Genomic DNA, 22699 nt, shown 5'->3' with positions numbered 1-22699 from the left:
GGGCGCACCTTTTCTTGGTTCGTTGTGGGTCCGGGTTTCAGAGCCCGAGATATGTCTGGCGCAGCTTCGGGTCGTTCAGGACGTCGGAGGACCTCCCGACGATCGCGAACCGGCCCTGCTCGAGCACGTAGGTTCGCGACGAGATGGCAAGCGACTGAACGACGTTCTGCTCGACCAGCAGCACGGCAAGGCCGTCCTTGTTGATCGTCTGGATGAGCGAGAACATCTCCTCCACGAGGAGCGGCGAAAGCCCGAGGGAGGGTTCGTCGAGGATCACGAGCTTGGGCTCTGACATCAGCCCTCGGCCGATCGCGAGCATCTGCTGCTCGCCGCCGGAGAGCGTGCCGGCGCGTTGGTTCAGGCGTTCCCGCAGGCGCGGGAAGATCGTGCACATCCGCTCGAAGTTGCGGGCGCGGTTTGCGCTAGCCCGGCGGAAGGCGCCGAGCTCCAGGTTCTCTCGTACGGTCAGGTTGGGGAAGATCTTCCGGCCTTCCGGCACCTGGGCGAGGCCCATCGCGACGATGTCTTTCGGACGCTTCCCGGTGATGTCCTGGCCGTCGAACCGAAGGGTGCCGGCGCGCGGCTTCACGATCCCGCTGATGACGTTGTTCAGCGTCGTCTTGCCGACGCCGTTCGAGCCGAGCACCGCGACGATCTCGCCAGCGGCGATCGACATCTCGATATCGTGGAGGATGGTGACCGGCCCATAGCCGGCCTTTAGGCCCGAGATCTCAAGCATGGGCCTGGGCTCCCGCCTGGTTCGCATGGAGGCGTTCGGCCGCGCCATGCCCGAGATATGCCTCGATCACTTGGGGATCGCGGACGAGTTCCTGCGGGGTGCCATGGGCGATCATGCGGCCCTGATTGAGAACGTAGGCCTCTTCGGAGAGGCTCATAACGGCCTGCATGACGTGCTCGATGAGAAGGATCGTCACCCCGGAATCGCGGATCTTGCGGATGGTGGGGATGATCTCGGCCACCTCGCTCGGGATCAGTCCGGCCATCACCTCGTCGAGAAGGAGCAGCTTAGGCTCGGTCGCAAGCGCACGGGCCAGCTCAAGCCGCTTCCGGCCCGCTACGGTAAGGTCCTGCGCCGGCTGGTCGAGCATGCGTTCCATGCCGACCTGGACGGCGATCTCGGCCGCTCGGGCGAGCGCGTCGCTTCTCTTCGGATGATGGAGATGGGCCCCGCAGGCGATGTTCTCCCGGACGGTGAGGCCGGCGAAGGGCTGGACGATCTGGAAGGTGCGGGTCAGGCCGAGCTTGCAGATCTGGTGCGGCGCCATGCCGTCGATCCGCGTTCCCCGGAAGGTCACTGAGCCTGCATCAGGCTTCAGGAAGCCCGCCATGGCTGCGAAGAAGGTAGTCTTCCCGGCGCCGTTCGGGCCGATGAGGGCGACGATCTTGCCCTCCGCGACCTCCAGCGAGGCGTCGCTGATGGCAAGGAGCCCGCCGAAGCGCTTGGTGATGCCACGTGCGGAAAGCATCAGCGAGCCTCCGCGGAGCGCGCAATCGTCGTCTCACGGGCTGGCCAGCGCAAATGGCTGGCGAGCCCCATCAAGCCGTTGGGCAGGAAACGCAGGATGAGCAGGAGAACGATCCCGTAGAAGACGAGATTGAGGCCGGGCGCGCCGCCGACGCCGTTCTTCACGACCTCGCCGACGATGTGGAGGACGATGGTGCCGACGACTGGGCCGAGCAGGGTGCCGGCCCCGCCGATAATCGGTCCGAGGAGCGCCTCGACCGAGATGAGCGAGCCGTAGGCGATGGGGGCGTCGATGAAGAGCTGGATCTGCAAGTAGGCGACGCCGGCCGCACCCGCGATCGCGCCCGAGATGATCATTGCGATCACCTTCACACGGAATGCGTCGATCCCGATTGCGGAAGCGGCTTCTTCGTTCTCGCGGACCGCGATCATGTTCGAGCCGAGGCGTGAGCCCTTGACGGCCGCCGCGAACGCGAGCGCTGCAAGGCAGAGGATGAGCACGAAGACGTAGGCGGCGTACCGGTCGGCGAACTGGAAGTTCGCCAGGCCGGGCTTGAATGGAAGCGTCAGACCGCTGCCGGCGCCCATGAACTCGAACGAACTCGCCAGAATCCGCAACACCTCGGCGAAGGCTAGCGTGACAAGCGCGAAATATGAGCCGCGCAGGCCGTAGCGGAACGCCAGCGTCCCGATCAGGCCGCCCATCGCGGCGCCGGCTGCGATCCCGAACACCCCCGCGAGATACGGGTTCAATCCCAGGCGGAGTTGCAGGAGCGCGGCAGCATAGGCGCCCGTTCCGTAAAGCGCCGCGTGGCCGAACGACATCTGCCCGCAGAAGCCGCCCGTCACGTTCCAGGCGATCGAGAGCACGCTGATCAGGAGGGCATTCACCGCGAACCCGATCCAGGCCTGCGATGGGAGGACGAACGGAGAAATCGCGGCGAGCACCAGCAGGATGCCGACGATACCTTCGCCCGGGCCGAGACGTTTCATCAGGCAGCTCTCGGAGCAAAGAGGCCCGCGGGCCGGAAAAGCAGTGTGAGGATGAAGGCCGCGAAGATCCCGATCTGGCCGAGCGTCTCGCCGAGGAACAGTCCGCAGAGGGCTTCGATCACACCGAGCAGGAGGCCTGCGACAAGCGCACCCCCGAGCGAGCCCATCCCGCCCAGGACGACTGTCGTGAAGGCGACCAGCACGAAGGCGTAGCCAACCTGCGGCGTGACATAGAAGGTCGGGAGCAGCAGGCAAGCTGCAGCGGCAACGCAGGCCGTGCCGATGCCGAAGCACATCGCGTAGGTGTGCTTTACGTCGATGCCCATGAGTTCAGCGCCGCGCTTCTCGATCGCGACGGCTCGGATCGCGGCACCCAGCCGAGTGTGGCGCATCAGGAGCCACAACAAAGCCGCGAAGACGAGCGCGGCCACGAAGGCCACGACCTTCGGAAGCGGGATGAAGGCCGGCCCGATTTCGATCATCTCGAAAGCGTAGGGCACGTCGATCGTGCGCGTGTTCGATGTGAAAAAATACAGCGCGGCGTTGTCGATGATGATCGACAGCGCAAGCGTGGCAAGGAGGATGTTCGCGTCCCGGCCGTGGCTGAATGTGTCGATCACGTAGCGCTGCAGCACATAGCCCACCCCGAAGAACAGGACGACCACGATCGGCAGTGCCACGTAGGGGTCGATGCCCAGCCGCAGGTTCATGAAGAGCGCTGCATAGAGCGCTGCCATGAGCAGGCTTCCGTGCGCGAAATTGATGATGTGAAGAACGCCGTAGATCAGGGTCAGGCCCAGAGCCACGAGCGCGTAGACCGCGCCCGTGGTGAGCCCGCTCAAAATCGCGGGTATGACGAGACCCAGCATCCGCCGGTCATCCTCAGAATTCTAGAGGTTGCTAAGGGCGGGACATCGTCCCGCCCACAAATCAAGAGGTCCGGTCAGGACCGCTCAGGGATTGGGAAGACCGGCGCGATCGTGGCATATTCCTTCGGGAAGATGACCTCGATCTTGTCGCCCCGGACCTGCAGGTTGACGAGATGCGAGCCGGTGTTGTCGCCCCCCACGAACTTGATCGGCCCATACGGCATCACGGTATCCGCGAAGGTCTGGGTCGAGAGGGTCTCGATCAGCTTGGCCCGGTCGGCCGAACCGGCCTTCTCGATGGCATCGATGGCCACCTGCGTCGCGCCGTAGGCGACCATGATGTCGTAGGTCAGGTCGAGCTTCGCGTCCGCGACCTTCTTGGCAAGCGCCTGCGAGGCGGCCTTCCTCGGATCGTACCAGTGGTTGGTATCGATCACGAACTGGGCGGCGTCCTGGTTCTCGCGCACGAACTTGATGTTGGAGGCCCCGCCCCCGAAGATCGAGTAGATGCCCTTCGGCGCGAACCGCTGCTGCCGGGTCGTGCGCGCAAAGAGGATGAACTCGTTGATGTAGTGCGAGGGCATCACGAGGTCGGGCTTCGCGTTCTTCAGGCGGAGCAGGATGTTCGTGAAGTCGCGCTGCGGCGTCGGGTGGCTGATCGTCTCGACGACGTTCATGCCGATGGACGGCAGCTTCTCCTGCAACAGCTTTGCCATGGAGGAGCCGAATGGGCCGTCCTCGTGCACGATGGCGACCGTCTTCACCGGCTTGCCGGCCTGTTCGTTCAGCGTGTTGAGGTTCGCGATGCCCTCAGCCACCGAGCGCGCCGTACCTGGCGAGAAGCGGAAGACGTTCGGCAGGCCGCGCTGCACGATCTGATCGGCCGTGCCGACATCCACGATCTGGGGCAGGTTGAAGCGCGCCGCAGCCTGCGTAGTGGCAAGGCTGATCGCGCTCGACTGGGAGCCGACGAGGACCGAGACACCTGCCTCTGCGAGTTTGTCGACCTGCGCGGCGCCGACATCCGGGCGGGACTCGGCATCGCCGAACAGGAGTTCGAGCTTGGCGCCACCCATGCTCTTGATGCCGCCGGCGGCATTCGCATCGTCGATGGCGAACTGCATTGCGGCCTTCGCCTGATTGCCATTGTAGGCAATCGCGCCGGTCAGCGGGCCGATGCCGCCAATCTTGATAACCGGTGCCTGCGCGCGAAGCACGGCAGGGGCCGCGACCGTGCCCAGCGCCGCAAGCGCCAGGGTCGAGCCGCCCGCCTTCAGAATGTCGCGCCGGCTCCGGCCGGTCGTCGCATCGAACCCGCTCTTCTCGTCTGCCATCTTTTGTTCCCCTGGTGTCAGCGGTTGGAAGCGGCGTTCGGCCGTCTTGGTCTTGGGACTAGTGGGCGGACTGCGGCTGTGCGCCGAGCCAGCTCATGTCGCGCCGGTAATCGCGCTCGAACGCCTCGATCTGGTCGAGATAGCCAAGCGTAAGTTGAATCTCGTCGACGCCCTTCATCAAGCATTCGCGCCAGAACGGATCGAGCGGGAAAGCATGACGCACGCCATCTGGTAGCGTGACTTCGAGTGCCTCGAGATCGACCGTGATCTCAGGATTCGCCTCGCCTTGGAGGCGGTCGAGGAGACCCGTCACGACCGGGCGATCCAGCCGAACCGGCACCACCCCGTTCTTGAGGCAGTTATTGTAGAAGATGTCCCCGAAGGACGGGGCAATCACCGACCGCACGCCGAAATCGTGCAGCGCGTAGACGGCGCCTTCGCGAGAAGAGCCGCAGCCGAAATTGTCATCCGTCACCACGATCGTGGCGCGCCGGAACGGCTCGCGGTTCAGCACGAAGTCCGGCTTCTCGTGGCCTTCGCCGTCGAAGCGAGCATCGTGGAAGAAGTAGCGGCCGTAGCCCTGCGCCCTGTCGGCCTTGAGAAAGCGCGCCGGCAGGATCTGGTCGGTATCGATGTTGCGGCCCTCGATCGGGGCTGCGACGCCAGTCAGGCGGATGAAGGGTTCCATGTCCGCCTCAGTTCCCGACGAGACGGCGCACGTCCGTCAGCTTGCCCGTCACGGCGGCTGCGGCGGCCATTGCGGGGCTCATTAGGTGTGTCCGCGCACCCGGACCTTGGCGCCCGACGAAGTTCCTGTTCGACGTTGAGGCGCAGCGCTCCTGCGGGCCGACCATGTCGCCGTTCATGGCCGAGCACATGGAGCAACCGGCATCGCGCCATTCGAGGCCGGCCTCCTTGAAGATCCTGTCGAGCCCTTCTGCCTCCGCGGCCTCTTTCACCAAGCCCGAACCCGGAACGACGATGCCGGGCACGGCGGACTTCCGACCCTTCAGGATCGCAGCCGCCGCGCGCAGATCCTGGATGCGGCTGTTGGTGCAGGAACCGATGAAGACACGATCAATCGGGATCTCGGTCAGCGGCGTTCCCGGCGTCAGGCCCATATAGGCGAGCGCCCGCTCGGCCGTACCGCGCCTCTGCGCGTCCGGGATATCGGCGGGGTCGGGCACTCGGTCGGAAATCGGCAGCGCGTCTTCCGGGCTCGTGCCCCAGGTCACGGTCGGCGCGATGGCGGCTCCGTCGATCGTGATCTCCCGGTCGAAATGGGCAGCTTCGTCGGAGGGGAGAGTGCGCCAGAACCGGACCGCATCGTCCCAGGCTGCGTCCTTCGGCGCATAGGGCCGGCCCTGCAGGTACGAGAAGGTCGTGTCATCGGGCGCGATCATCCCGGAGCGGGCGCCGGCCTCGATGGACATGTTGCATACGGTGAGCCGCTCCTCGACGGAGAGGGCCTGGATGACGGGCCCGGCATACTCGACGGCGTAGCCGGTCGCGCCTCCCGCCCCGATGGTCCGAATGATCGTTAGGATGACGTCCTTGGCTTCGACACCAGGAGCCCGGCGCCCGGTCACGGTGATACGGAAGGTCTTGGGCTTCGCCTGCCAGATCGTCTGGGTCGCCATCACGTGCGCGCTCTCGGACTGACCGATGCCGAAGGCGATGGTCCCGAGCGCACCCTGTGTGGAGGTATGGCTGTCGCTGCAGGTGATGGTCAGGCCGGGAAGCGTAAGTCCCTGTTCCGGCCCGATGATATGGACGATGCCCTGACGCCGATCGGCGAGGGAGAAATGGGGGATACCGCCCCATTCCATGTTCTCGTCGAAGACCCGGATCATCCTCGCGATCTCTTCCGTCGGCGCGTCCTCCGGCCGCCGGCCATGCGTCGGAACGTAGTGATCCGCTACGCCGAAGATCTGCTCCGGATGACGTGGCCGAATGCCTCGCCGGCGTAGGTCGTTGAAGGCATGGAACGAGCCTTCGTGGATTACGTGCCGGTCGATTGCGAGAAGCGACGGGCCGTCTTCGCGTGCAACGATGACGTGCCGGTCCCAGATCTTGTCGTAAAGGGTGCGCGGCCCGACCCGGTCAGCCATGGCCTGCCTCGGATGCCTCGAAGGCCTTCAGAATTTCGGCGCCGGTAGCTGCCCAGACGCCGTCATGGCCCATCATATAGGACAACGCCTCCCGGACCGCACCGATCCGATAGGGGACGCCGGCAACCCACGCGTGGAGCGGGACCGACACGATGCGGCCGCCATAGGTCTCTGCCTCCCGGTAGAGAACGTCGAAGCGGTCCGTCACCTGCGCCAGCCAGCTGTCCTCGGTGTGCTTGAAGTCGAGCATCACCGTCCGGTCGTCCGTCTCCTGGGCGAAAGGCATCGCCCAGATCGGGCCATTCGGCGTGGCCATCTCGAACGGCATGTCGTCATTCGCCCAATCGCAAGAATAGGCGATGCCATTCTTAGCCAAGAGGCCAAGCGTCGCATGGGATTGGGAACGTCCCGGCGACAGCCAGCCGGTGACCGGCTGGCCGGAGACGGAGCGCAGGATATCGAGGGAGTGCCGGATGAGCGCCGCCTCATCTTCCTCAGGCATGCCGCCGTAATGGAGGTGGTCCATGTCGAGCCCATGCGCGAGGATCTCGTGCCCGCGCCGGGCGACTTCCTCGACCAAGCTCGGATAGCGCTCGGCAACCGCGGCGTTCATTGCCACCGAGCCGGCGATGCCCAGGTCTGACATGACGTCGAGAAGGCGGAAGATGCCCACGCGATTGCCGTAGTCCCGGTTCGTGTAGTGGCGGTAATCCGGGTACGGCATCGTCAGCGCGCCAGGAGCCCGGAACGGCTTGCCGGTGGAATCGATCGGGAACCACTGCGCAAGCGGGGTCGCCCAGAGCGCGACGCGTGCCCCACTCGGCCAGGCGATCCTCGGCCGGTCAAAGAGGTCGGACCACTTATAAAGGTCGTGGTCCATGTGATGCCCGCGGCGCGGGTATTGCAGGTGATCGTCGGGAAGCGGCATCGTCGTCCTCCCGTCAGCGAGCCTGAGCCGCGCCGGCGGCGGCGAAGTCATCGTACGAGTTGGCCAGAAAGTGCTGCGCGATCTCGCGCCCGGTTGCCTTCCAGACGTTATCGTGGCCCGCGATGTAGCGGATCGCCTCGGCGAAGGGCTCGATCCGGTGCGGCTGCCCTACGAGGTAGGGGTGCAGCGGAATGCACATCACCGTGCCCGAGGTCGCGCCTTCCTTGTAGAGCTGGTCGAACTGGCGCTTGATGATCGTCCCGTAATGGCGGGGATCGTAGCTGTTCGTGTTGAAGACGATCGTATCGTTCATCTCGAGCGAGTAGGGCACGCTGACGAAGCGGCCCGACTTCACCTTGATGGGCGTCGGCTGATCATCGTGGAACAGGTCGCAGGTGTAGAGGAGGCCCTCTTCGGCGAGGAGGTCCATCGTCCACGTGTTGTTCGACAATGCCGGGGCGAGCCAGCCGTCGAGCTTCTGGCCGGTCCACTTTCTGATCGTGTCGGCCGAGTCGCGGATGATCTCTCGCTCCTGCTCGGGGCTCATGTCGTAGGCATAGCGGGTGTTGTACACGCCGTGGGAGAAGAACTCCCAGTCTCGGTCTGCGCAGAGCTTGATGATCTCGGGGTGGTGGTCGCAAATCGCGACGTTCAGCGACACCGAGCCGCGGAACCCCGCCTCATCCATCGCGTCCAGCATCCGCCGGAAACCGACGCGATTGCCGTAGTCCCGATGAGAATAGGCGAGAACGTCCGGCAACGGCCGCGCCCAAGGCGTCCGCACCGGGTTCTTCGGCGGCTCGTATTCGTAGAACTCGATGTTCGGCGCGATCCAGACCGCGATCTGGGCGCCGTCCGGCCATGTGATCTTTGGCCGTTCCTTGTAGGGCAGGTAATCGTAAAGACCGGGATCGCCGGCCACGCCGCCACTCACGCGTTCGTCCCCGGATAGGATTTCAGGTACGCGATCACGTCCGCAACGGGGACGACATCCGCATACTTTATCGCCATGTCATAGAGGTTCGCGTAGTGCGGACTCTCATGCTTGTCGGCCACGCATTCCTCAGGGACAGCTACCTTGTAGCCACGCGAAAGCGCCTCCACACAAGTGGCACGAACGCAGCCCGACGTGGAGCCACCCGTCAGGATGACGCTGTCGCACTGATGCCAGACCATTAGGGACGGGATGTTGGTCTCGAAGAAGGCCGAGGCCATGCGCTTGTTGACGACGATGTCGTTGACCTCGTCGATCTTGAGTCGCGGATCGAACTTCGACCGCTCCGATCCGACCTTGATGTTCTGGAGGGAATCTGGGGTGTTCGTCCGGGTCCCCCAAACGCCGCAATCCTCGCCGGACTCCATGTAGGCCACGTAGGTCCAGGCCACCGGCAGGCGTTTCGCGCGGAACAGCTCAGCGAGCTCGTTCACGTAGTCGACCTGCTTCGGGTCGGCCTCGTAGGCGGTCGCGAACTCGCCAACCGACGTGTAGGCCTTCTGCAGGTCGATATTGATGAGCATCGGCTTCTTGCCGAAACCGAAGCGGGGCCTCGTCGGCTTCGCCTTGATCTCCTCGAAGAGTTCACGCGCGGTCTTGCTCGACTGCTCCAAAGCCACACTCCGCCCACAGGCTCGCGCGGCAATCCATACGCCGCGGCGCTAGGCTTATTGGTATGACATTAGGTCAGCCGGTGTAAACACGATTCCGGCGGCAATCTGGGCCGCAGCCTTTGCGTGCGCAGGCGCGCAACGAGGTGCTTCGGCGCAACCAGGTGCATGAGGCGGCGCATCGGTCTCAGCGGTTCGACGTGCTCGATACGGGACCTCGGCGAAATCGCCGCGAGGCCGTTCAGTGTTCGAGCGGGGAGAGGGCCGCTTCGAACTGGGAGCATCTCCAGCCGCCGCAAGTGCGAGGAGACCATTCCATCGGCTCCCCTTCTCCCTCCTGCCAAGCCTCGATCAGCGGGCAACGCGCAGCGCCAATCATGCCGCATTGGTGGCCGCTATCGAAAAGGCACTGGGTGCACAGCGGATGGGGAACCTGAGTCGGGCTGAGTTGAAGATCCATGGCGCGCCCTGGCGAGTGCTCGCACAGCCATAGCGTGCATTTCCTTCGAGAATCCTTCCGCGATCTCCGACAAATCGCGGCAGGCTGAAGATTTCACCTCCGCCGCGGCGCAAGAAACACTTCGTTCAGCCTGGCAGGGTAAATTCGATACGCTGAGCTCGCCCGCAAGGTCGCCACATGCCAATCGCTCCGTCTCACGTGCGAGACACGGAAGAACTTCCGGACGAGATATATATTTCCCTCGTCGAGTCGCTGTTCCGAGATCCAAAGAACCTGATACTCGGGTCGCTTTCAACAATCGGTGCGGCGGTCATTACCGGGATCAAGGCCGGGGATATTCTGTTCTATCTCTGTGCGCTTGCTCTAACTGCTATCGCGGTCGGTCGAGCTCTCGACATGCGCGCCTTCAAGCGACGGGATGAATCGAAGTCGCTCGACCTCGCGGACGCCCGGCGCTGGGAAGTCCGGTATGTCCTAGGCTCGTCCGTTTATGTCTTCGCCATGGGAGTCTGGTGCTTCCTCGCGTTCGCGAGGACGGCCGACCCCATGGTGCAGTTGTTGTGCGTCTCCCTGGTCCTCGTGAACGTGATCGGGGTCATGGGGCGGAATTTCGGGAGCAAGCTGCTGGTGACGGCCCAGCTTCTCTGCTCCGGGTTGCCCCTCCTTGCAGCGCTCCTGTGGACTGGCGACCTGTTCTATCTCCTCGCCGCGGGCGTCCTGACTCCCTTCTTCTTCGCGTTCAGCACCATAGCGGACAGGCTCAGACAGACCCTGATGGGTGCCGTGGTTGCCGAGCGCGACGTGCGGCTATTGGCTAATCGGCTCGATGCGGCGCTCAACAACATGAGCCACGGGCTCTGCATGGTCGACCGGAAGGGAACAATCGCGATCTCGAACAATCGTTTGCCGCATCTGCTCGGAGTCGAGCCGGATGTGTTCCGTCCCGGCCGGCCAGCGATCGAAGCGTTCCTGAGCTGCGTCCGGGCCGGAGTAGTCGCGCCTGCCGACCTCCGTCGCATTCTAGCCGAGATCCGCTCGCGCCTCGGGGAGGGCGCTGCGTCGCTCATCCTGCCCATCAGGGGGCGGCGAACCCTGATGATTACGTCCCGGAGCATGCCCGATGGCAGCTCGGTGATGCTGGCCGAAGACGTGACCGAACAGAAGAAGGCCGAGGCCCAGATCCGGCACCTCGCTCATTATGACTACCTGACCGACTTGCCTAACCGCGTGAAGTTCCGGGAAAGCGTCGGCCGCCTGCTGGAGGAGGTGACACCAGAAAGCGGCTGCGCGGTGCTATTCGTGGATCTGGACGAGTTCAAACAGGTGAACGACACGCTCGGACACCCGGCGGGCGATGTGCTCCTCCAACTCGTGGCCACGCGTTTGCGGACACTTGCCGCGGAGAGCCAGCTCATCGCCCGGCTCGGCGGCGACGAGTTCGTCATCGTCATCGCTCCAACAGCGCGTCCAGAGCAGGCGGGAGCGGTCGCGCAGCGCGTTGTTGATGAGCTTAGCAGACCTTTCTGGGTTGACGGGCACGCCATCATCATCGGGGCGAGCGTCGGGATCGCGATCGCGCCGACAGACGGGACGGACGCGGACACCCTTCTGAAGAACGCCGACATGGCGCTCTACAGAGCAAAGGCCGAGGGCCGCGGCCGTTACCGGTTCTTCGAGCCGGAGATGGATACCCGGATGCGGGAACGCCGCGCGCTCGAGATCGACTTGCGGGAAGCGGTCGCCGGCGCGGCCCTCGAACTGCACTATCAGCCGCTTGTGAACCTGCAGACGGGCAGGATCGCAGCCTGCGAGGCGCTACTCCGTTGGCACCACCCCGAGCGCGGGCTTGTCTCCCCCGGGGAGTTCATTCCTCTTGCCGAAGAGATGGGCCTGATCGTTGAAATCGGTCGCTGGGTTCTGTTCTCTGCCTGCCGCGAGGCCACCCACTGGCCGGCCGACACGCGGGTCTCGGTCAACCTCTCGCCATCCCAGTTCCGGCAGCCCGGCCTCGTAGAGACGGTGGGCGAGGCGCTCGACCGGTCTGGTCTCGATCCTGCGCGCCTCGACCTTGAGATCACCGAATCGACACTGCTGCGCGACACCGACGGCGTCTTGCAGACCCTAGAGCAGATCCGGGCTCTCGGGGTGAGTATCTCGCTCGACGATTTCGGCACCGGCTATTCGAGCCTGAGCTATCTGCGGAAATTCCCGTTGCAGACCGTGAAAATAGATCGCTCCTTCCTCCTCGGGATCGAAGCGAACGACAAGCAGCGGGTCCTTCTTCGAGGCATCGCGAGGCTCTGCGGTGAACTGGGCGTGCGGGTCGTGATCGAAGGCGTCGAGACGAGTGCGCAGCTCGATATCATCTCCGCAAATCCGGAGATCGAGGAGGCTCAAGGCTTCCTCTTTGCCAAGCCTGCCTCCGCGGCCCACACGCGCCGACTGCTTGGGTTCGGCTTCAACTCTGTCACCTCGGCCTCTGCAGCATATGGCCCACCTTGGTCGCGACGCTCGGCGGGTTGACCCCTGCGGGATCCACACGGCTGCACTGCCGGCGGCGCAGGGCTGATGAAGTATCCACATTTAACCAATCTTTAAGGACTTTATTTACACCGGTTAAGAACTAGTTAACGTCCCGACAGATGGGCGAGGAGTGCCAATGTCGGGTGCAGAACAGGCGGCCAGCGGCGGGCTGACTAGCCGTATCGAGAAGCTTTTTCCGCGTCTCAACTACAAGTTGGCGATCACGCCGGAGTACAGGGAGCAGATCTTCCGCCTCCGCCACGATGCTTATGCGAGGGAAGGCGCGATCGACCGCAGGTCGGACGGGATCTTCACCGACGAGGTTGACGAGGCTGATAACACCTACCTCTTCGGGGTTCAGATCGATGGGATCCTGATGAGTTCGATCCGGCTCTCCGTCGGCGGTGTCGACACTTCCGAAATTCCGACCGCCCACGTGTTCCCTGAGATCCTCGGGCCAGCGGCAGCTGCGGGCAAGATCATCGTTGATCCCACGCGGTTCGTGGTAGATCATGCGTGGTCGAGGCGGCACCCTGAACTGCCGTACATCACGCTGCGTCTTGCCTGGATCGCCATGGAACACTTCGAGGCCGACATCTTGCTGGCTGCGGTGCGGCCCGAGCATGCGGCGTTCTATCGACGGTTCTGGTGCACGAGAATCGTGGCGCCCGCGCGCGATTACCCAATGCTGACCAAGCCGATCACGCTGACGATGGCCGATTACGCGGAAGCGCGCGACCAGGTCCACGCACGCTACCCGTTCATGCGATCCGGGGCCGCCGAGCGGGCACGGGTGTTCGGCCAGGCCGATGCCTCGCGCTTCGACGGCCACGTCACTGCCGGTCATCGGCCGGTTCATCGTGGGCCGGTTCACATCAACGCCTAACCGCAGGCAGTCGCGTCCGTATGCGTTCTGAGCGGTGGGTGGTTCTCGCGCTGCTGTTCGCGGCGCGTACGACGATCGCGTACCAGTTTCAGTCCGTCGCAGCGGTCGGGCCGCTCCTCGTCGGAAGTGTCATATCGGACTTCGCCACGCTCGGGGCGTTGATTGGATGCTACATGCTCCCCGGGGTGGCGCTCGCCTTTCCGGGGGGAATGCTGGATCAGCGCTTCGGGGGCAGGAAGATATTGATGTTCGGCCTCTCCCTCATGGCTGCTGGGGGAGGTCTGATGGCGGTCGGCGGGGCCGAGTTCCTGTTCTTCGGCCGCATCCTGAGCGGTAGCGGAGCAGCGATCCTGAACGTGGTCCTGGCGCGGGCGGTCGGAAGCTGGTTCGCGCCTGGCGAGCTTGCCGGTGTCATGGGTGCCTTTGTCGCGAGCTGGCCGCTCGGGGTGGCACTCGCCCTCGTCACGCTTCCGGCGGTGATGGTGAGCTCCGGATGGACCGCCCTCAGTCTGGCGGCACTCGCGCCGACACTGATCTGCCTCGTCCTGCTCGGGCTGTTTTACAAGGACGGGCCGGAGGGAAAGATCGTCTCTTCCATCGACAGACGCCCGCGGCTGTCGCGGCAGGAGTTCCAGCTTGCGACGATCGCCGGCGTGATCTGGGGTCTCTACAACGTCACCTATGTCGTTCTCGTCGCCTCCCTGCCCGAGTTCTTCGCGCAGCGCGGCTATGCGATGGCCCAGGCCGCGGCGATCTCGAGCATTCTCGGCTGGGCTCTTCTCGTCTTTCTCCCGGTCGGGGGCTATGTCGCCCAGCGGATCGGCAGCGCCACGCTGATGTTGAGTGCCTGCTTCCTTCTGATCGCGGCCGGCTCTCTCCTGCTCGCCGTGACGGACTGGACCGTCACCGCGATGAGCATTCTTGTCGTCGCGATCGGGCTTCCGGCGGGGGCCATCATGGCGCTCCCGGCCCAGATCCTGCCGCCGGCGCAGCGACCGGTCGGGATGGGCCTCTATTTCACGATCTTCTACCTCGCCATGGCGGCCCTGCCGGGGGCCGCGGGGGTCGTTCGAGAGGCTGCCGACAAGGTGAATGCGCCGATCCTGTTTGCGGGTGGCACGATCATGCTCGCCTGGGGGGCGGTGCTCATCCTCGACCGGCTTCGCCGGCCCGGCGCAACGATCGCTGCGCCTGCAGCCTAGTTTCGACCCGAGAGCAGCGGGTTCTCGGCTCTCGGAAGGTCGTTGAGGTGGCAGGCGGCGGATTGCCCGCTCTCGAGCGGCCTGAGCGCCGGCTCGTCGGTCCGGCAACGATCGAAGGCGAACGGGCAACGGGTGTGGAAGCGGCAACCCGTGGGCGGGTTGATCGGGCTCGGCACATCCCCGGAGAGCACGACACGGCTGCGCGCCTTCCCCGGCTCGGGCACCGGCACGGCCGAGAGAAGCGCGTAGGTGTAGGGGTGGCGCGGCGCGCCGAAGATCCGTTCGCGCGAGGCGATTTCGACGATCTTGCCGAGGTACATGACCGCGACGCGGTGCGTCATGTGCTCGACGATCGCGAGGTCGTGGCTGATGAAGAGGAGGGCGAGGCCGAGTTCCGCCTGGAGGTCCTGCAGGAGGTTTACGACCTGGGCCTTCACGGACACGTCCAGGGCCGAGACCGCCTCGTCGCAGATGATGATGTCCGGCTCGGCCGCGAGCGCGCGGGCGATGCCGATGCGCTGGCGCTGCCCGCCCGAGAATTCATGCGGGAAGCGGGCGCCCGAATCGCGGGGCAGCCGCACGGTGTCGAGCAGCTTCGCCACGCGCTCCTCGATCTCTCTCGACGAGCGGGCGAGGGCGAAATTGCGGACCGGCTCGGCGAGAATGTCCCGCACGCGCATGCGCGGGTTGAGGCTCGAGAACGGGTCCTGGAAGACGACCTGCATGCGTCGCCGCATCGGCCGGAGCGTGCCGGCCGAGAGCTGGTCGATGCGCTGGCCGTCGAGCACGACCTGCCCGCCGGTCGGCTCGATGAGGCGCAGGATGGCGCGGCCGACGGTGGACTTGCCGCAGCCCGATTCGCCGACGAGCGACAGCGTCTCGCCGCGGCGGACCTCGAAGGAGACGCCGTCGACCGCCCGGACGACGGCCTTCCCCTTCAGCGGAAAGTGCTTCTTGAGGTCGTTGACCTCGAGGAGTGGGGCGGAGGCGCTCATGCGACGACCTCTTCTCCCCGTCCCGGACGGGGAGAAGTCGAGCGACGCGAAGCGTCGACCGGATGAGGGGCAAAGGATGACGAGCCGTCTGCTGTGCGACGCTGCCCCTCACCCGGGCAGCCGCTACCGCGGCTTGCTCGACCTCTCCCCGCAGGCGGGGAGGGGAGACGTGCAACGAGCCTCATGCGGCGACCGCCTCATGGCGCGAGTAATGGCAGGCCGCGATGTGAGCGGGCGCCTTGAGCTCCAGCGCCGGCGCGATCTGGCGGCAGAGGTCGGTCGCGTAAGGGCAGCGGCCCGCGAAGACGCAGCCCTCGATCCGCTGCTTAAGGCTCGGCACGAGGCCGGGTATCTCGGCGAGGCGCGTGCGGGTGCCGGTGAGCGATGAGCCGAGCTTCGGAACGGCCCCGATCAGGCCCTGCGTGTAGGGGTGCTTGGGCGCCCGGAAGAGCTCCGCGACGGGCGCCTCCTCGACCTTCCGGCCCGCATACATGACGATCACCCGGCTCGCGACCTCGGCGACCACGCCGAGATCGTGCGTGATCAGGATGATCGCCGCGCCGACCCGGGTCTTGAGGTCGCGCATGAGGTCGAGGATCTGCGCCTGGATGGTCACGTCGAGGGCGGTCGTCGGCTCGTCGGCGATGAGAAGCTTCGGCGAACAGGCCAGCGCCATCGCGATCATCACCCGCTGGCGCATGCCGCCCGAGAGCTGGTGCGGGTAGTTGCGGATGCGGCGTGCCGGTTCGGGGATGCCGACGAGGCGCAGCATCTCGATACCCCGTGCCTCCGCGGCCTGCCGGTCGAGCCCCTGATGAAGCCGGAGCGTCTCGCCGAGCTGCCGGCCGATCGTGAGCACCGGGTTCAGGCTCGTCATCGGCTCCTGGAAGATCATGGAGATCTCGTTGCCGCGGATCTGGCGCATGGCGCGGTCGGGCAGGGTCAGGAGATCGCGGCCCTCGAAGAGGATGCGCCCGGCGATCTTGCCTGGCGGTTCCGGGATGAGCCGGAGGATCGAGTTCGCCGTGACCGACTTCCCGCAGCCGGACTCGCCCACCACCGCCACCGTCTCGCCGGCCTCGACATGGAACGAGACCCCGTCCACGGCGCGGTTGATCCCGTCCGGCGTGCGGAAGTGGGTCTGGAGGTTCTCGACCTGGAGGAGGGGCATCACAGCCGCTTCGCCATGCGCGGGTCGAGCGCGTCGCGCAGCCCGTCGCCGAGGAGGTTCACGGCGAGCACCGTGATCGACAGGAAGAAGGCCGGGAAGAAGACGATGTAGGGCTTCACCTGCCAGAGCGCCCGGCCGTCGGCCATGATGTTCCCCCAGGAGGGAGTGATCGGCGGCGTGCCGGCGCCGATGAAGGACAGGATCGCCTCCGTGATCATCGCTGAGGCGCAGATGTACGTCGCCTGCACGGTGAGCGGCGCGAGCGTGTTCGGCAGGATGTGGCGCCAGATGATCATGGGCGTCCGGGTGCCCGCCGCGATCGCCCCGTCGACATAGGGCTGCTCGCGGAGCGACAGGACGACCCCGCGCACGAGCCGCGACACCCGCGGGATCTCCGCGATCGTGATCGCCAGGATGACGTTGCCGACGGAGCCGCGGGTGAGCGCCATGAGCGCCACCGCGAGCAGGATGGGCGGAATCGACATCAGCCCGTCCATCACCCGCATGATGATCGTGTCGGTCCAGCGGACGAAGCCGGAAACGAGCCCGATCGCGAGGCCGATCACGGAGGCGAGCGCCGCGACCGAGAAACCCACCACCAGCGACACCCGCGCTCCGTAGAGCACGCGGGAATAGATGTCCCGGCCCAGCATGTCGGTGCCGAACCAGTAGACCGCGGAGGGGTTGCGGGTTCGCCGCGCCGGCGAGAGCGCGGTTGGGTCAACCGTCCCGAGGAAGGGCGCGAAGACCGCGATGAACAGCATGACGAGGAGTAGCCCGCCTCCGATCGCGATCGTCGGATGGCGGAGGGCGAAGCCGAGCAGCCCGCGGCGGCGCCGCACAGGGGGCAGGATCTCGGGCATGGCCGGGGCCGGAACGACGCTCTCCGGCTCGAGCGTGATCTCCCGGTCGGCGAGGAGCGCGCTCAATAGCGGATCCTCGGATCGACGAGCGTGTAGATCAGGTCCACGCCGAGATTGACCAGCACGTAGGTGAAGGAGAACAGGAGCACGATGCCCTGGATGACCGGGTAGTCGCGCCGCAGGATCGCATCGACCGTGAGGCGGCCGAGGCCCGGGATGACGAAGACGCTCTCCGTCACCACGGCGCCGCCGATGAGAAGCGCGATGCCGAGGCCGATCACTGTCACGATCGGCACGGCCGCGTTCTTGAGCGCGTGGACGAAGAGGATCGCCCGCTGCCCCAGCCCCTTGGCCCGGGCGGTCTTGATGTAGTCCTGGCTGAGGACCTCCAGCATCGTGGCACGCGTGATGCGGGCGATCAGCGCGATGTAGATCAGGCCGAGCGAGATCGCGGGCAGGATCAGGTTCTGCAGCCAGGGCCAGAACCCGTTCGCGATCGGCGTGTAGCCCTGGACGGGAAGCCAGTCGAATTCGAGGGCGAAGACATAGGCGAGCACGTAGCCGACGACGAAGACCGGGACCGAGAAGCCGACCACCGCGAGCGCCATCACCAGGCGGTCGATCAGGGAGCCGGCCTTCCAGGCCGCGACGACGCCGAGCGGGACCGCTACGCAGACCGAGAAGATCAGGGTGACGATCATCAGGGACAGCGTCGGCTCGATGCGCTGGGCGATCATCTGGCGGACGGGGAGGGCGGTGAAGATCGAGGTGCCGAGATCGCCGTGCAGGATCTGCCAGACCCACTCGCCGAACCGCACCACGAACGGCCGCTCGAGCCCGAGATTGACGCGGATCTGGGCGATCTGCTCCGGGGTCGCCTGGTCACCCGCGATGATCGAGGCCGGGTCGCCCGGCGCGATATAGAGCAGGCTGAACACGAACAGGGCGACGATCGCCATGACGGGGATGGTGGCCAGGACACGCCGGCCGACATAGGCGAGCATCAGCGGATCCCTCTTCTCCCCGTCTCCGACGGGGAGACGTCGAGTTGCGCGGCAGCGCAACCGGATGAGGGGCGTCCGCGGAGGTAGCCCCTCACCCGGACGGCGCTACGCGCCTGCTCGACCTCTCCCCGTTGCACGGGGAGAGGGGACCCGAGACCCGCCTGGGATCGGTGCATCCCGGCTATGCCGTCTTGCTCACGCCCCAGGCGAAGGGGAGGGGGCCTTTCACCACCCCGGAGACGTTCTTTCGCCAGGCCTGGTAGCTCAGGAAGAAGCCGGTCGGCGCGTAGACCACGAAATCGAGCGCGTCCTTGTTGAGCTTCTTCATCGCCGCCTTCTCCTCGTCGAGGGTCTTGGCGTCGAACCACTCGACGATGTCCTTCTCGACCGCCGGGGAATCCGGCCAGCCGAACCAGGCCTTGTCGCCATTGGCCCGGATGGCCGTGTAGGCAGCCGGATTGATGCAGTCGGCGCCCGCATGCCAGGTGTGGAACATGTTCCAGCCGCCCTGGGAGGGCGGGTTCTTCATGGCGCGACGCTGGCCCGTCGTGCCCCAGTCGGTCGCGACGAAGTCGACGTTGAAGCCGATCTTCTTCAGCAGGTCGGCCGTCACCTCGCCGAACGCCTTGGTGATCGCCTGGTCCTGCGCCACCACGCAGACCACCGGCTCGCCCTTGTAGCCGGACTCGGCCAGCAGCTTCTTGGCGGCCTCCAGGTTCTTCATCTTCAGGACCTCGCCGCCCTCCTCGTTGTAGAGAGGCGTTCCTGGCGTGAAGAAACCGGGCAGCGGCTTCCAGAGGTTCTCGTCGTCGCCGACGAGAGCGCGCATGTAGTCTTCCTGGTCCATGGCCGTCAGCACGGCCCGGCGCGCCTTCACGTTGTCGAAGGGCGGGAACAGCGTGTTCATCCGGAAGGAGCCGATATTCCCGAGGGGATCGGCGATATCGACATTGATGTTGCGGTTCTTCTTGAGCAGCGGGACGAGGTCGGAGATCGGGTTCTCCCACCAATCGACTTCGCCGTTCTGCAGCGCCGCCGCCGCGGTCGCGGGGTCCGGCATGATTACCCACTCGATCCGGTCGACGAGGATCCGCTTGCCGCCGGCGAGCCAGGAGGCGGGTTCCTGGCGCGGAACGTAGTCGTCGAACTTGGCGAAGACCGCGCGGGCGCCGGGCACCCACTCGTCCTTCACGAACCGCATCGGGCCCGACCCGACATATTCGGTGATCTGCTTGAACGGGTCGGTCTGGGCGATCCGCTCCGGCATGACAAAGGAGCAGGGCGCGTTGTTCTTAGCCAGCGCCAGCAGCATCTTCGGATAGGGCTTCTTCAGCACCCATTTCCAGGTGCGGTCGTCCACCGCCGTCAGCTCGTTCTGGATGTCCCGGATCATCAGGCCCATCGGGTCGCGGGCCGACCAGCGCACGAGCGAGGCGACGACGTCCTTCGCCAGGACGGGCGTGCCGTCGTGGAATTTGAGACCGGGACGCAGCTTGAAGGTCCAGGTCAGACCATCGGAGGAGACTTCCTCGCCCTCGACCATCTGGCGCTGCGGCTGAAGCTTGTCGTCGACGCCATACAGCGTGTCCCAGACATAGGCGGCGGCGTTGCGGACGACGTACTGGGTCCCCCAGATCGGGTCGAAATTGGCGAGATTGGCCTGCGGCACGAAGCGCAGCGTGCGGGCGTTTGCGCCCTGGGCAAGAGCAGGGGCGGAAAGACCGCCTGACGTCGCAAGTGCCGATGCACCCGCTATACCCTTCAGCAAAGTCCTACGGGTGGTGATCGACATCAAACGCCCCCTTAAGCAGATCTAGCTTGGAAAGGTTTGCCGCAGGCTCAGCATGCATCGTGCCAAGGGGCGGTCAAGCGCGACCGGCAGCGAACCGAGATCCCAATTGCCGCGACGGCGAGCCAGCAGATCCCTCACCCGGACGGCCGCTGCCGTGGCCCGCCCGGTCCTTGGGCCAAGCCCGAGGGCAGGCTCTCTCTCGCAAGGGGAGGGGCGGGCGCGCATCCGCCCACGCGCCGTCCGTCCCCGGCCCGTGGTCATGTCCGTCGGCGCTGTCAAAGAGCGGGTGGGAAGAAGGACGCCGGGTCCCAGCTTCGATTTTGGAAAGGTATGCCGGAGCCCGGCGTCCTTTCTGGCGGTCTTTTCGGCCCCTGGGCACACGCCCGGTCAGCCGCCCGGGAGCCCGATCACCGGACCGGACCTCGGGACCTGCCGCCCTCTTCCGCCAGTCGGATCCGGTGATCAGACGAGCCTGCCCGTCGGAAGCGGCGATGGGCTTGTGACAGATATAGGAATAAATGTCAAGACTATGGGACTGGCGAAAAGCCGCCGTTCCCACTTCCCACCCTCGTCATCTTGAGGAGGCGCGAGCGCCGTCTCGAAGCACGCGCTTTGGCCGGTGGCTGCTTCGGTCAGGTCTCACCAGCGGCAAGGTTGCTGGGTGCGTGCTTCGAGACGCGCTGCTGCGCAGCGCTCCTCAGCCTGACGACGGCGGGGGATCGTGGCTGGCGGCGAGAGTGGATGGGCGCGTCCGGCCGCTTCCAAACGATTGCGTGAGCGGCGGAACGTGCCGCTTCGGGCTCACGTTGGCGGGCATCGACCGAGGGAGAGCGGCATGGACGACGAGCGGATCTGGGCTTTCGAGGAGAGCCTTTGGACCGGCGATGCCGGCCGGTACCACGAACTGATCGACGACGAGTGCCTGATGGTCGTTCCCGCGCCGCCCTTCGTGCTCAGGGGCCGGGAGGCGGCGGACGCGGTCTCGGATACGCCGCGCTGGTCGTCGGTGAGCTTCTCGGAGAAGCAGGTCTCACGCCCGCAGGAAGGCATCATCGTCATCGCCTACAAGGCAGATGCCCAGAAAGAGGGCGGCGAGGCGTATACGGCCCATTGCACGACGGTGATGCGCCGGCTCGAGCACGAGGTCTGGCGGGTGATCCAGCACCAGCAGACCCCGCCGCTCGTGTCGAAGTAGCGGCCCCTGCCGCTCACACCGGCGAAAGCCGGTGCCCAGGGGCGGGGACGGATTGGATCCCGGCTTCCGCCGGGATGAGCGAGGTGATTGCTACGCTCAGTTCGGATGCCACCAGCGTCCGCCGATGACCACACCCGCGCTGCTCAGGCGCTGCTCGCCCTCGAAATGCTCGCCGATGACGTCGACGTAATCGAACCGGCCTTCCTCCACCCGGAGAAGGGTCGCGTCGCCGATCGAGCCCGGCTTCAGCGTGCCGAGCTCGGGGCGCTTCATGGCCATGGCGGCATTCACCGTCGTCGACGCGATCACGCGGTCGAGCGGCATGCCGAGGCAGAGGAATTTTGAGAGCGTCGTCACCTGATCGAAGGCGGGGCCCTCGATGCAGAGCGTGTGGATGTCGGACGAGATCGTGTCCGGCTCGAAGCCGTTGGCCAGCATGGCCCGCGCCGTCTTGAAGGCGAAGGAGCCCTTGCCGTGGCCGATATCGAACAGCACCCCGCGCCTGCGGGCCGCGAGCACGGCGTCCTTCACGCGGCCCTGCCCGGTGATCGGGGCGTTGGGGAAGGGCCGGAAGGCGTGGGTGAGGACGTCCCCCGGCCGCAGCATGTCCAGCACCTCCTCGTAGGAGGGCGGCGGGTGGTCGATATGCGCCATCACGGGCATGCCGACCTCCTCCGCGACCTGGAGGGCGATGTTGAGCGGCACGGTGCCCGAGGTGCCTGATGCGTGAAGCCCGACGCGCACCTTGATCCCGACGATGAGGTCGCGGTTGGCGTCCGCGACCTCCGCGCAATCGATCGGGTTCATCAGCATCAATTCGCGGCTCTCGCCGACCATCACGCGCTTGTCGAACCCGTAGATGCCGGCATGCGAGACGTGCAGGTAGGCGAGGATGCGCACCTGGCTCGGCTCGATGACGTGCTTGCGGAAGCCCATCCAGTTGCCGGGGCCGGCCGAGCCGGTATCGACGGCTGTCGTCACGCCGCTGCGGCGGCAGAAATCCTCGGCGTCGATGCCGAGCGAGGTGCCGCCCCAATAGACATGGGTGTGGAGGTCGATCAGCCCCGGGGAGACGATCAGGCCGGAGACGTCGCGCACGTCCGGGCAGCCCGCCGTCTCGAGGTTGCTGCCGATGCGGGCGACCTTGCCGTTCGCGAAGGCAATGTCCGTGACGGAATCGATGTTCTGGGACGGGTCGAGCACCCGCCCGTTCCTGAGAATGAGATCGTAGGCCAGCGCGCAGATCCTCCGCGGTCGGGCCTAATGCTGCATGCCCGGCGAG

20 protein-coding genes are annotated in these 22699 nt (G+C 65.7%); 4 read left to right on the top strand and 16 right to left on the bottom strand.

Annotated elements, in window-relative coordinates:
• Window positions 1-37: 37 nt before the first annotated feature.
• The 10 genes from ACO2SS_RS02640 to ACO2SS_RS02595 form a co-directional block, all read right to left on the bottom strand.
• The gene (locus tag ACO2SS_RS02640; RefSeq protein WP_423275995.1) at window positions 38-739 is read right to left on the bottom strand and encodes an ABC transporter ATP-binding protein; all 702 of its coding nucleotides are present in this window, start codon (window positions 737-739) and stop codon (window positions 38-40) included.
• Window positions 732-1487: an ABC transporter ATP-binding protein gene (locus tag ACO2SS_RS02635; protein ID WP_423275994.1), complete on the bottom strand. Its 756-nt coding sequence runs from the start codon at window positions 1485-1487 to the stop codon at window positions 732-734. The genes ACO2SS_RS02640 and ACO2SS_RS02635 overlap by 8 nt, the downstream gene beginning before the upstream one ends.
• A complete protein-coding gene (locus ACO2SS_RS02630; RefSeq protein ID WP_423275993.1) occupies window positions 1487-2479 on the bottom strand; it encodes a branched-chain amino acid ABC transporter permease in 993 nt (330 codons plus the stop codon). Before ACO2SS_RS02630 ends, ACO2SS_RS02635 begins: the two co-directional genes overlap by 1 nt.
• Window positions 2479-3348: a branched-chain amino acid ABC transporter permease gene (locus tag ACO2SS_RS02625; protein WP_423275992.1), complete on the bottom strand. Its 870-nt coding sequence runs from the start codon at window positions 3346-3348 to the stop codon at window positions 2479-2481. The genes ACO2SS_RS02630 and ACO2SS_RS02625 overlap by 1 nt, the downstream gene beginning before the upstream one ends.
• Before the next feature lie 74 nt (window positions 3349-3422).
• Window positions 3423-4682: an ABC transporter substrate-binding protein gene (locus ACO2SS_RS02620; protein ID WP_423275991.1), complete on the bottom strand. Its 1260-nt coding sequence runs from the start codon at window positions 4680-4682 to the stop codon at window positions 3423-3425.
• Window positions 4683-4740: 58 nt separating this feature from the next.
• Window positions 4741-5370, bottom strand: coding sequence for a 3-isopropylmalate dehydratase small subunit (gene leuD, locus ACO2SS_RS02615; protein WP_423275990.1), 630 nt, complete (start codon window positions 5368-5370; stop codon window positions 4741-4743).
• Window positions 5371-5377: 7 nt separating this feature from the next.
• A complete protein-coding gene (gene leuC, locus ACO2SS_RS02610; RefSeq protein ID WP_423275989.1) occupies window positions 5378-6793 on the bottom strand; it encodes a 3-isopropylmalate dehydratase large subunit in 1416 nt (471 codons plus the stop codon).
• The gene (locus ACO2SS_RS02605; protein WP_423275988.1) at window positions 6786-7721 is read right to left on the bottom strand and encodes a polysaccharide deacetylase family protein; all 936 of its coding nucleotides are present in this window, start codon (window positions 7719-7721) and stop codon (window positions 6786-6788) included. Before ACO2SS_RS02605 ends, leuC begins: the two co-directional genes overlap by 8 nt.
• Window positions 7722-7734: 13 nt before the next feature.
• On the bottom strand, window positions 7735-8655 hold the full coding sequence (locus tag ACO2SS_RS02600) for a polysaccharide deacetylase family protein (protein WP_423275987.1): 921 nt from the start codon (window positions 8653-8655) through the stop codon (window positions 7735-7737).
• Window positions 8652-9329 (bottom strand): isochorismatase family protein, encoded by a 678-nt coding sequence (locus ACO2SS_RS02595; RefSeq protein ID WP_423275986.1) that lies wholly within the window; start codon window positions 9327-9329, stop codon window positions 8652-8654. The genes ACO2SS_RS02600 and ACO2SS_RS02595 overlap by 4 nt, the downstream gene beginning before the upstream one ends.
• An 853-nt stretch (window positions 9330-10182) precedes the next feature.
• Here ACO2SS_RS02595 and ACO2SS_RS02590 point away from each other — a divergent pair.
• The 3 genes from ACO2SS_RS02590 to ACO2SS_RS02580 all read left to right on the top strand — a co-directional run bounded on the left by ACO2SS_RS02590 (window position 10183) and on the right by ACO2SS_RS02580 (window position 14397).
• Window positions 10183-12309, top strand: coding sequence for a putative bifunctional diguanylate cyclase/phosphodiesterase (locus ACO2SS_RS02590; protein ID WP_423275985.1), 2127 nt, complete (start codon window positions 10183-10185; stop codon window positions 12307-12309).
• A gap of 136 nt (window positions 12310-12445) precedes the next feature.
• Window positions 12446-13195 (top strand): N-acyl amino acid synthase FeeM domain-containing protein, encoded by a 750-nt coding sequence (locus ACO2SS_RS02585; protein WP_423275984.1) that lies wholly within the window; start codon window positions 12446-12448, stop codon window positions 13193-13195.
• 38 nt (window positions 13196-13233) lie between these two features.
• Window positions 13234-14397, top strand: coding sequence for a CynX/NimT family MFS transporter (locus tag ACO2SS_RS02580; RefSeq protein WP_423275983.1), 1164 nt, complete (start codon window positions 13234-13236; stop codon window positions 14395-14397).
• Here ACO2SS_RS02580 and ACO2SS_RS02575 read toward each other — a convergent pair.
• The 5 genes from ACO2SS_RS02575 to ACO2SS_RS02555 form a co-directional block, all read right to left on the bottom strand.
• Window positions 14394-15392 (bottom strand): ABC transporter ATP-binding protein, encoded by a 999-nt coding sequence (locus tag ACO2SS_RS02575; RefSeq protein WP_423275982.1) that lies wholly within the window; start codon window positions 15390-15392, stop codon window positions 14394-14396. The genes ACO2SS_RS02580 and ACO2SS_RS02575 overlap by 4 nt on opposite strands.
• Window positions 15393-15573: 181 nt before the next feature.
• The gene (locus tag ACO2SS_RS02570; protein ID WP_423275981.1) at window positions 15574-16563 is read right to left on the bottom strand and encodes an ABC transporter ATP-binding protein; all 990 of its coding nucleotides are present in this window, start codon (window positions 16561-16563) and stop codon (window positions 15574-15576) included.
• On the bottom strand, window positions 16563-17426 hold the full coding sequence (locus ACO2SS_RS02565; RefSeq protein WP_423276230.1) for an ABC transporter permease: 864 nt from the start codon (window positions 17424-17426) through the stop codon (window positions 16563-16565). Before ACO2SS_RS02565 ends, ACO2SS_RS02570 begins: the two co-directional genes overlap by 1 nt.
• Window positions 17427-17488: 62 nt before the next feature.
• Complete coding sequence (locus ACO2SS_RS02560; protein ID WP_423275979.1) at window positions 17489-18430, bottom strand: ABC transporter permease; 942 nt, start codon at window positions 18428-18430, stop codon at window positions 17489-17491.
• Between the two features lie 181 nt (window positions 18431-18611).
• A complete protein-coding gene (locus ACO2SS_RS02555) occupies window positions 18612-20222 on the bottom strand; it encodes an ABC transporter substrate-binding protein (RefSeq protein WP_423275978.1) in 1611 nt (536 codons plus the stop codon).
• A gap of 835 nt (window positions 20223-21057) precedes the next feature.
• Here ACO2SS_RS02555 and ACO2SS_RS02550 point away from each other — a divergent pair.
• Complete coding sequence (locus ACO2SS_RS02550; RefSeq protein WP_423275977.1) at window positions 21058-21417, top strand: nuclear transport factor 2 family protein; 360 nt, start codon at window positions 21058-21060, stop codon at window positions 21415-21417.
• Between the two features lie 96 nt (window positions 21418-21513).
• On the opposite strand, the gene ACO2SS_RS02545 is transcribed toward ACO2SS_RS02550, so the two are convergent.
• Window positions 21514-22653: an amidohydrolase/deacetylase family metallohydrolase gene (locus ACO2SS_RS02545; RefSeq protein ID WP_423276229.1), complete on the bottom strand. Its 1140-nt coding sequence runs from the start codon at window positions 22651-22653 to the stop codon at window positions 21514-21516.
• Between the last annotated feature and the right edge of the window lie 46 nt (window positions 22654-22699).

Origin of the sequence: Enterovirga sp. CN4-39 (assembly GCF_049446235.1) — a bacterium.
GTDB lineage: Bacteria > Pseudomonadota > Alphaproteobacteria > Rhizobiales > Beijerinckiaceae > Enterovirga.
Note: the sequence above shows the minus strand (reverse complement) of the source record. Positions and strands in the feature narration are given on the sequence as shown.

Excerpts from the sequence above, each read along its gene's own strand:
- ACO2SS_RS02640 (WP_423275995.1), bottom strand. The coding sequence starts at position 739 with ATGCTTGAGATCTCGGGCCTAAAGGCCGGCTATGGGCCGGTCACCATC.
- ACO2SS_RS02635 (WP_423275994.1), bottom strand. The coding sequence starts at position 1,487 with ATGCTTTCCGCACGTGGCATCACCAAGCGCTTCGGCGGGCTCCTTGCC.
- ACO2SS_RS02630 (WP_423275993.1), bottom strand. The coding sequence starts at position 2,479 with ATGAAACGTCTCGGCCCGGGCGAAGGTATCGTCGGCATCCTGCTGGTG.
- ACO2SS_RS02625 (WP_423275992.1), bottom strand. The coding sequence starts at position 3,348 with ATGCTGGGTCTCGTCATACCCGCGATTTTGAGCGGGCTCACCACGGGC.
- ACO2SS_RS02620 (WP_423275991.1), bottom strand. The coding sequence starts at position 4,682 with ATGGCAGACGAGAAGAGCGGGTTCGATGCGACGACCGGCCGGAGCCGG.
- leuD (WP_423275990.1), bottom strand. The coding sequence starts at position 5,370 with ATGGAACCCTTCATCCGCCTGACTGGCGTCGCAGCCCCGATCGAGGGC.
- leuC (WP_423275989.1), bottom strand. The coding sequence starts at position 6,793 with ATGGCTGACCGGGTCGGGCCGCGCACCCTTTACGACAAGATCTGGGAC.
- ACO2SS_RS02605 (WP_423275988.1), bottom strand. The coding sequence starts at position 7,721 with ATGCCGCTTCCCGACGATCACCTGCAATACCCGCGCCGCGGGCATCAC.
- ACO2SS_RS02590 (WP_423275985.1), top strand. The coding sequence starts at position 10,183 with ATGCGCGCCTTCAAGCGACGGGATGAATCGAAGTCGCTCGACCTCGCG.
- ACO2SS_RS02585 (WP_423275984.1), top strand. The coding sequence starts at position 12,446 with ATGTCGGGTGCAGAACAGGCGGCCAGCGGCGGGCTGACTAGCCGTATC.
- ACO2SS_RS02575 (WP_423275982.1), bottom strand. The coding sequence starts at position 15,392 with ATGAGCGCCTCCGCCCCACTCCTCGAGGTCAACGACCTCAAGAAGCAC.
- ACO2SS_RS02570 (WP_423275981.1), bottom strand. The coding sequence starts at position 16,563 with ATGCCCCTCCTCCAGGTCGAGAACCTCCAGACCCACTTCCGCACGCCG.
- ACO2SS_RS02565 (WP_423276230.1), bottom strand. The coding sequence starts at position 17,426 with ATGCCCGAGATCCTGCCCCCTGTGCGGCGCCGCCGCGGGCTGCTCGGC.
- ACO2SS_RS02560 (WP_423275979.1), bottom strand. The coding sequence starts at position 18,430 with ATGCTCGCCTATGTCGGCCGGCGTGTCCTGGCCACCATCCCCGTCATG.
- ACO2SS_RS02555 (WP_423275978.1), bottom strand. The coding sequence starts at position 20,222 with ATGTCGATCACCACCCGTAGGACTTTGCTGAAGGGTATAGCGGGTGCA.
- ACO2SS_RS02550 (WP_423275977.1), top strand. The coding sequence starts at position 21,058 with ATGGACGACGAGCGGATCTGGGCTTTCGAGGAGAGCCTTTGGACCGGC.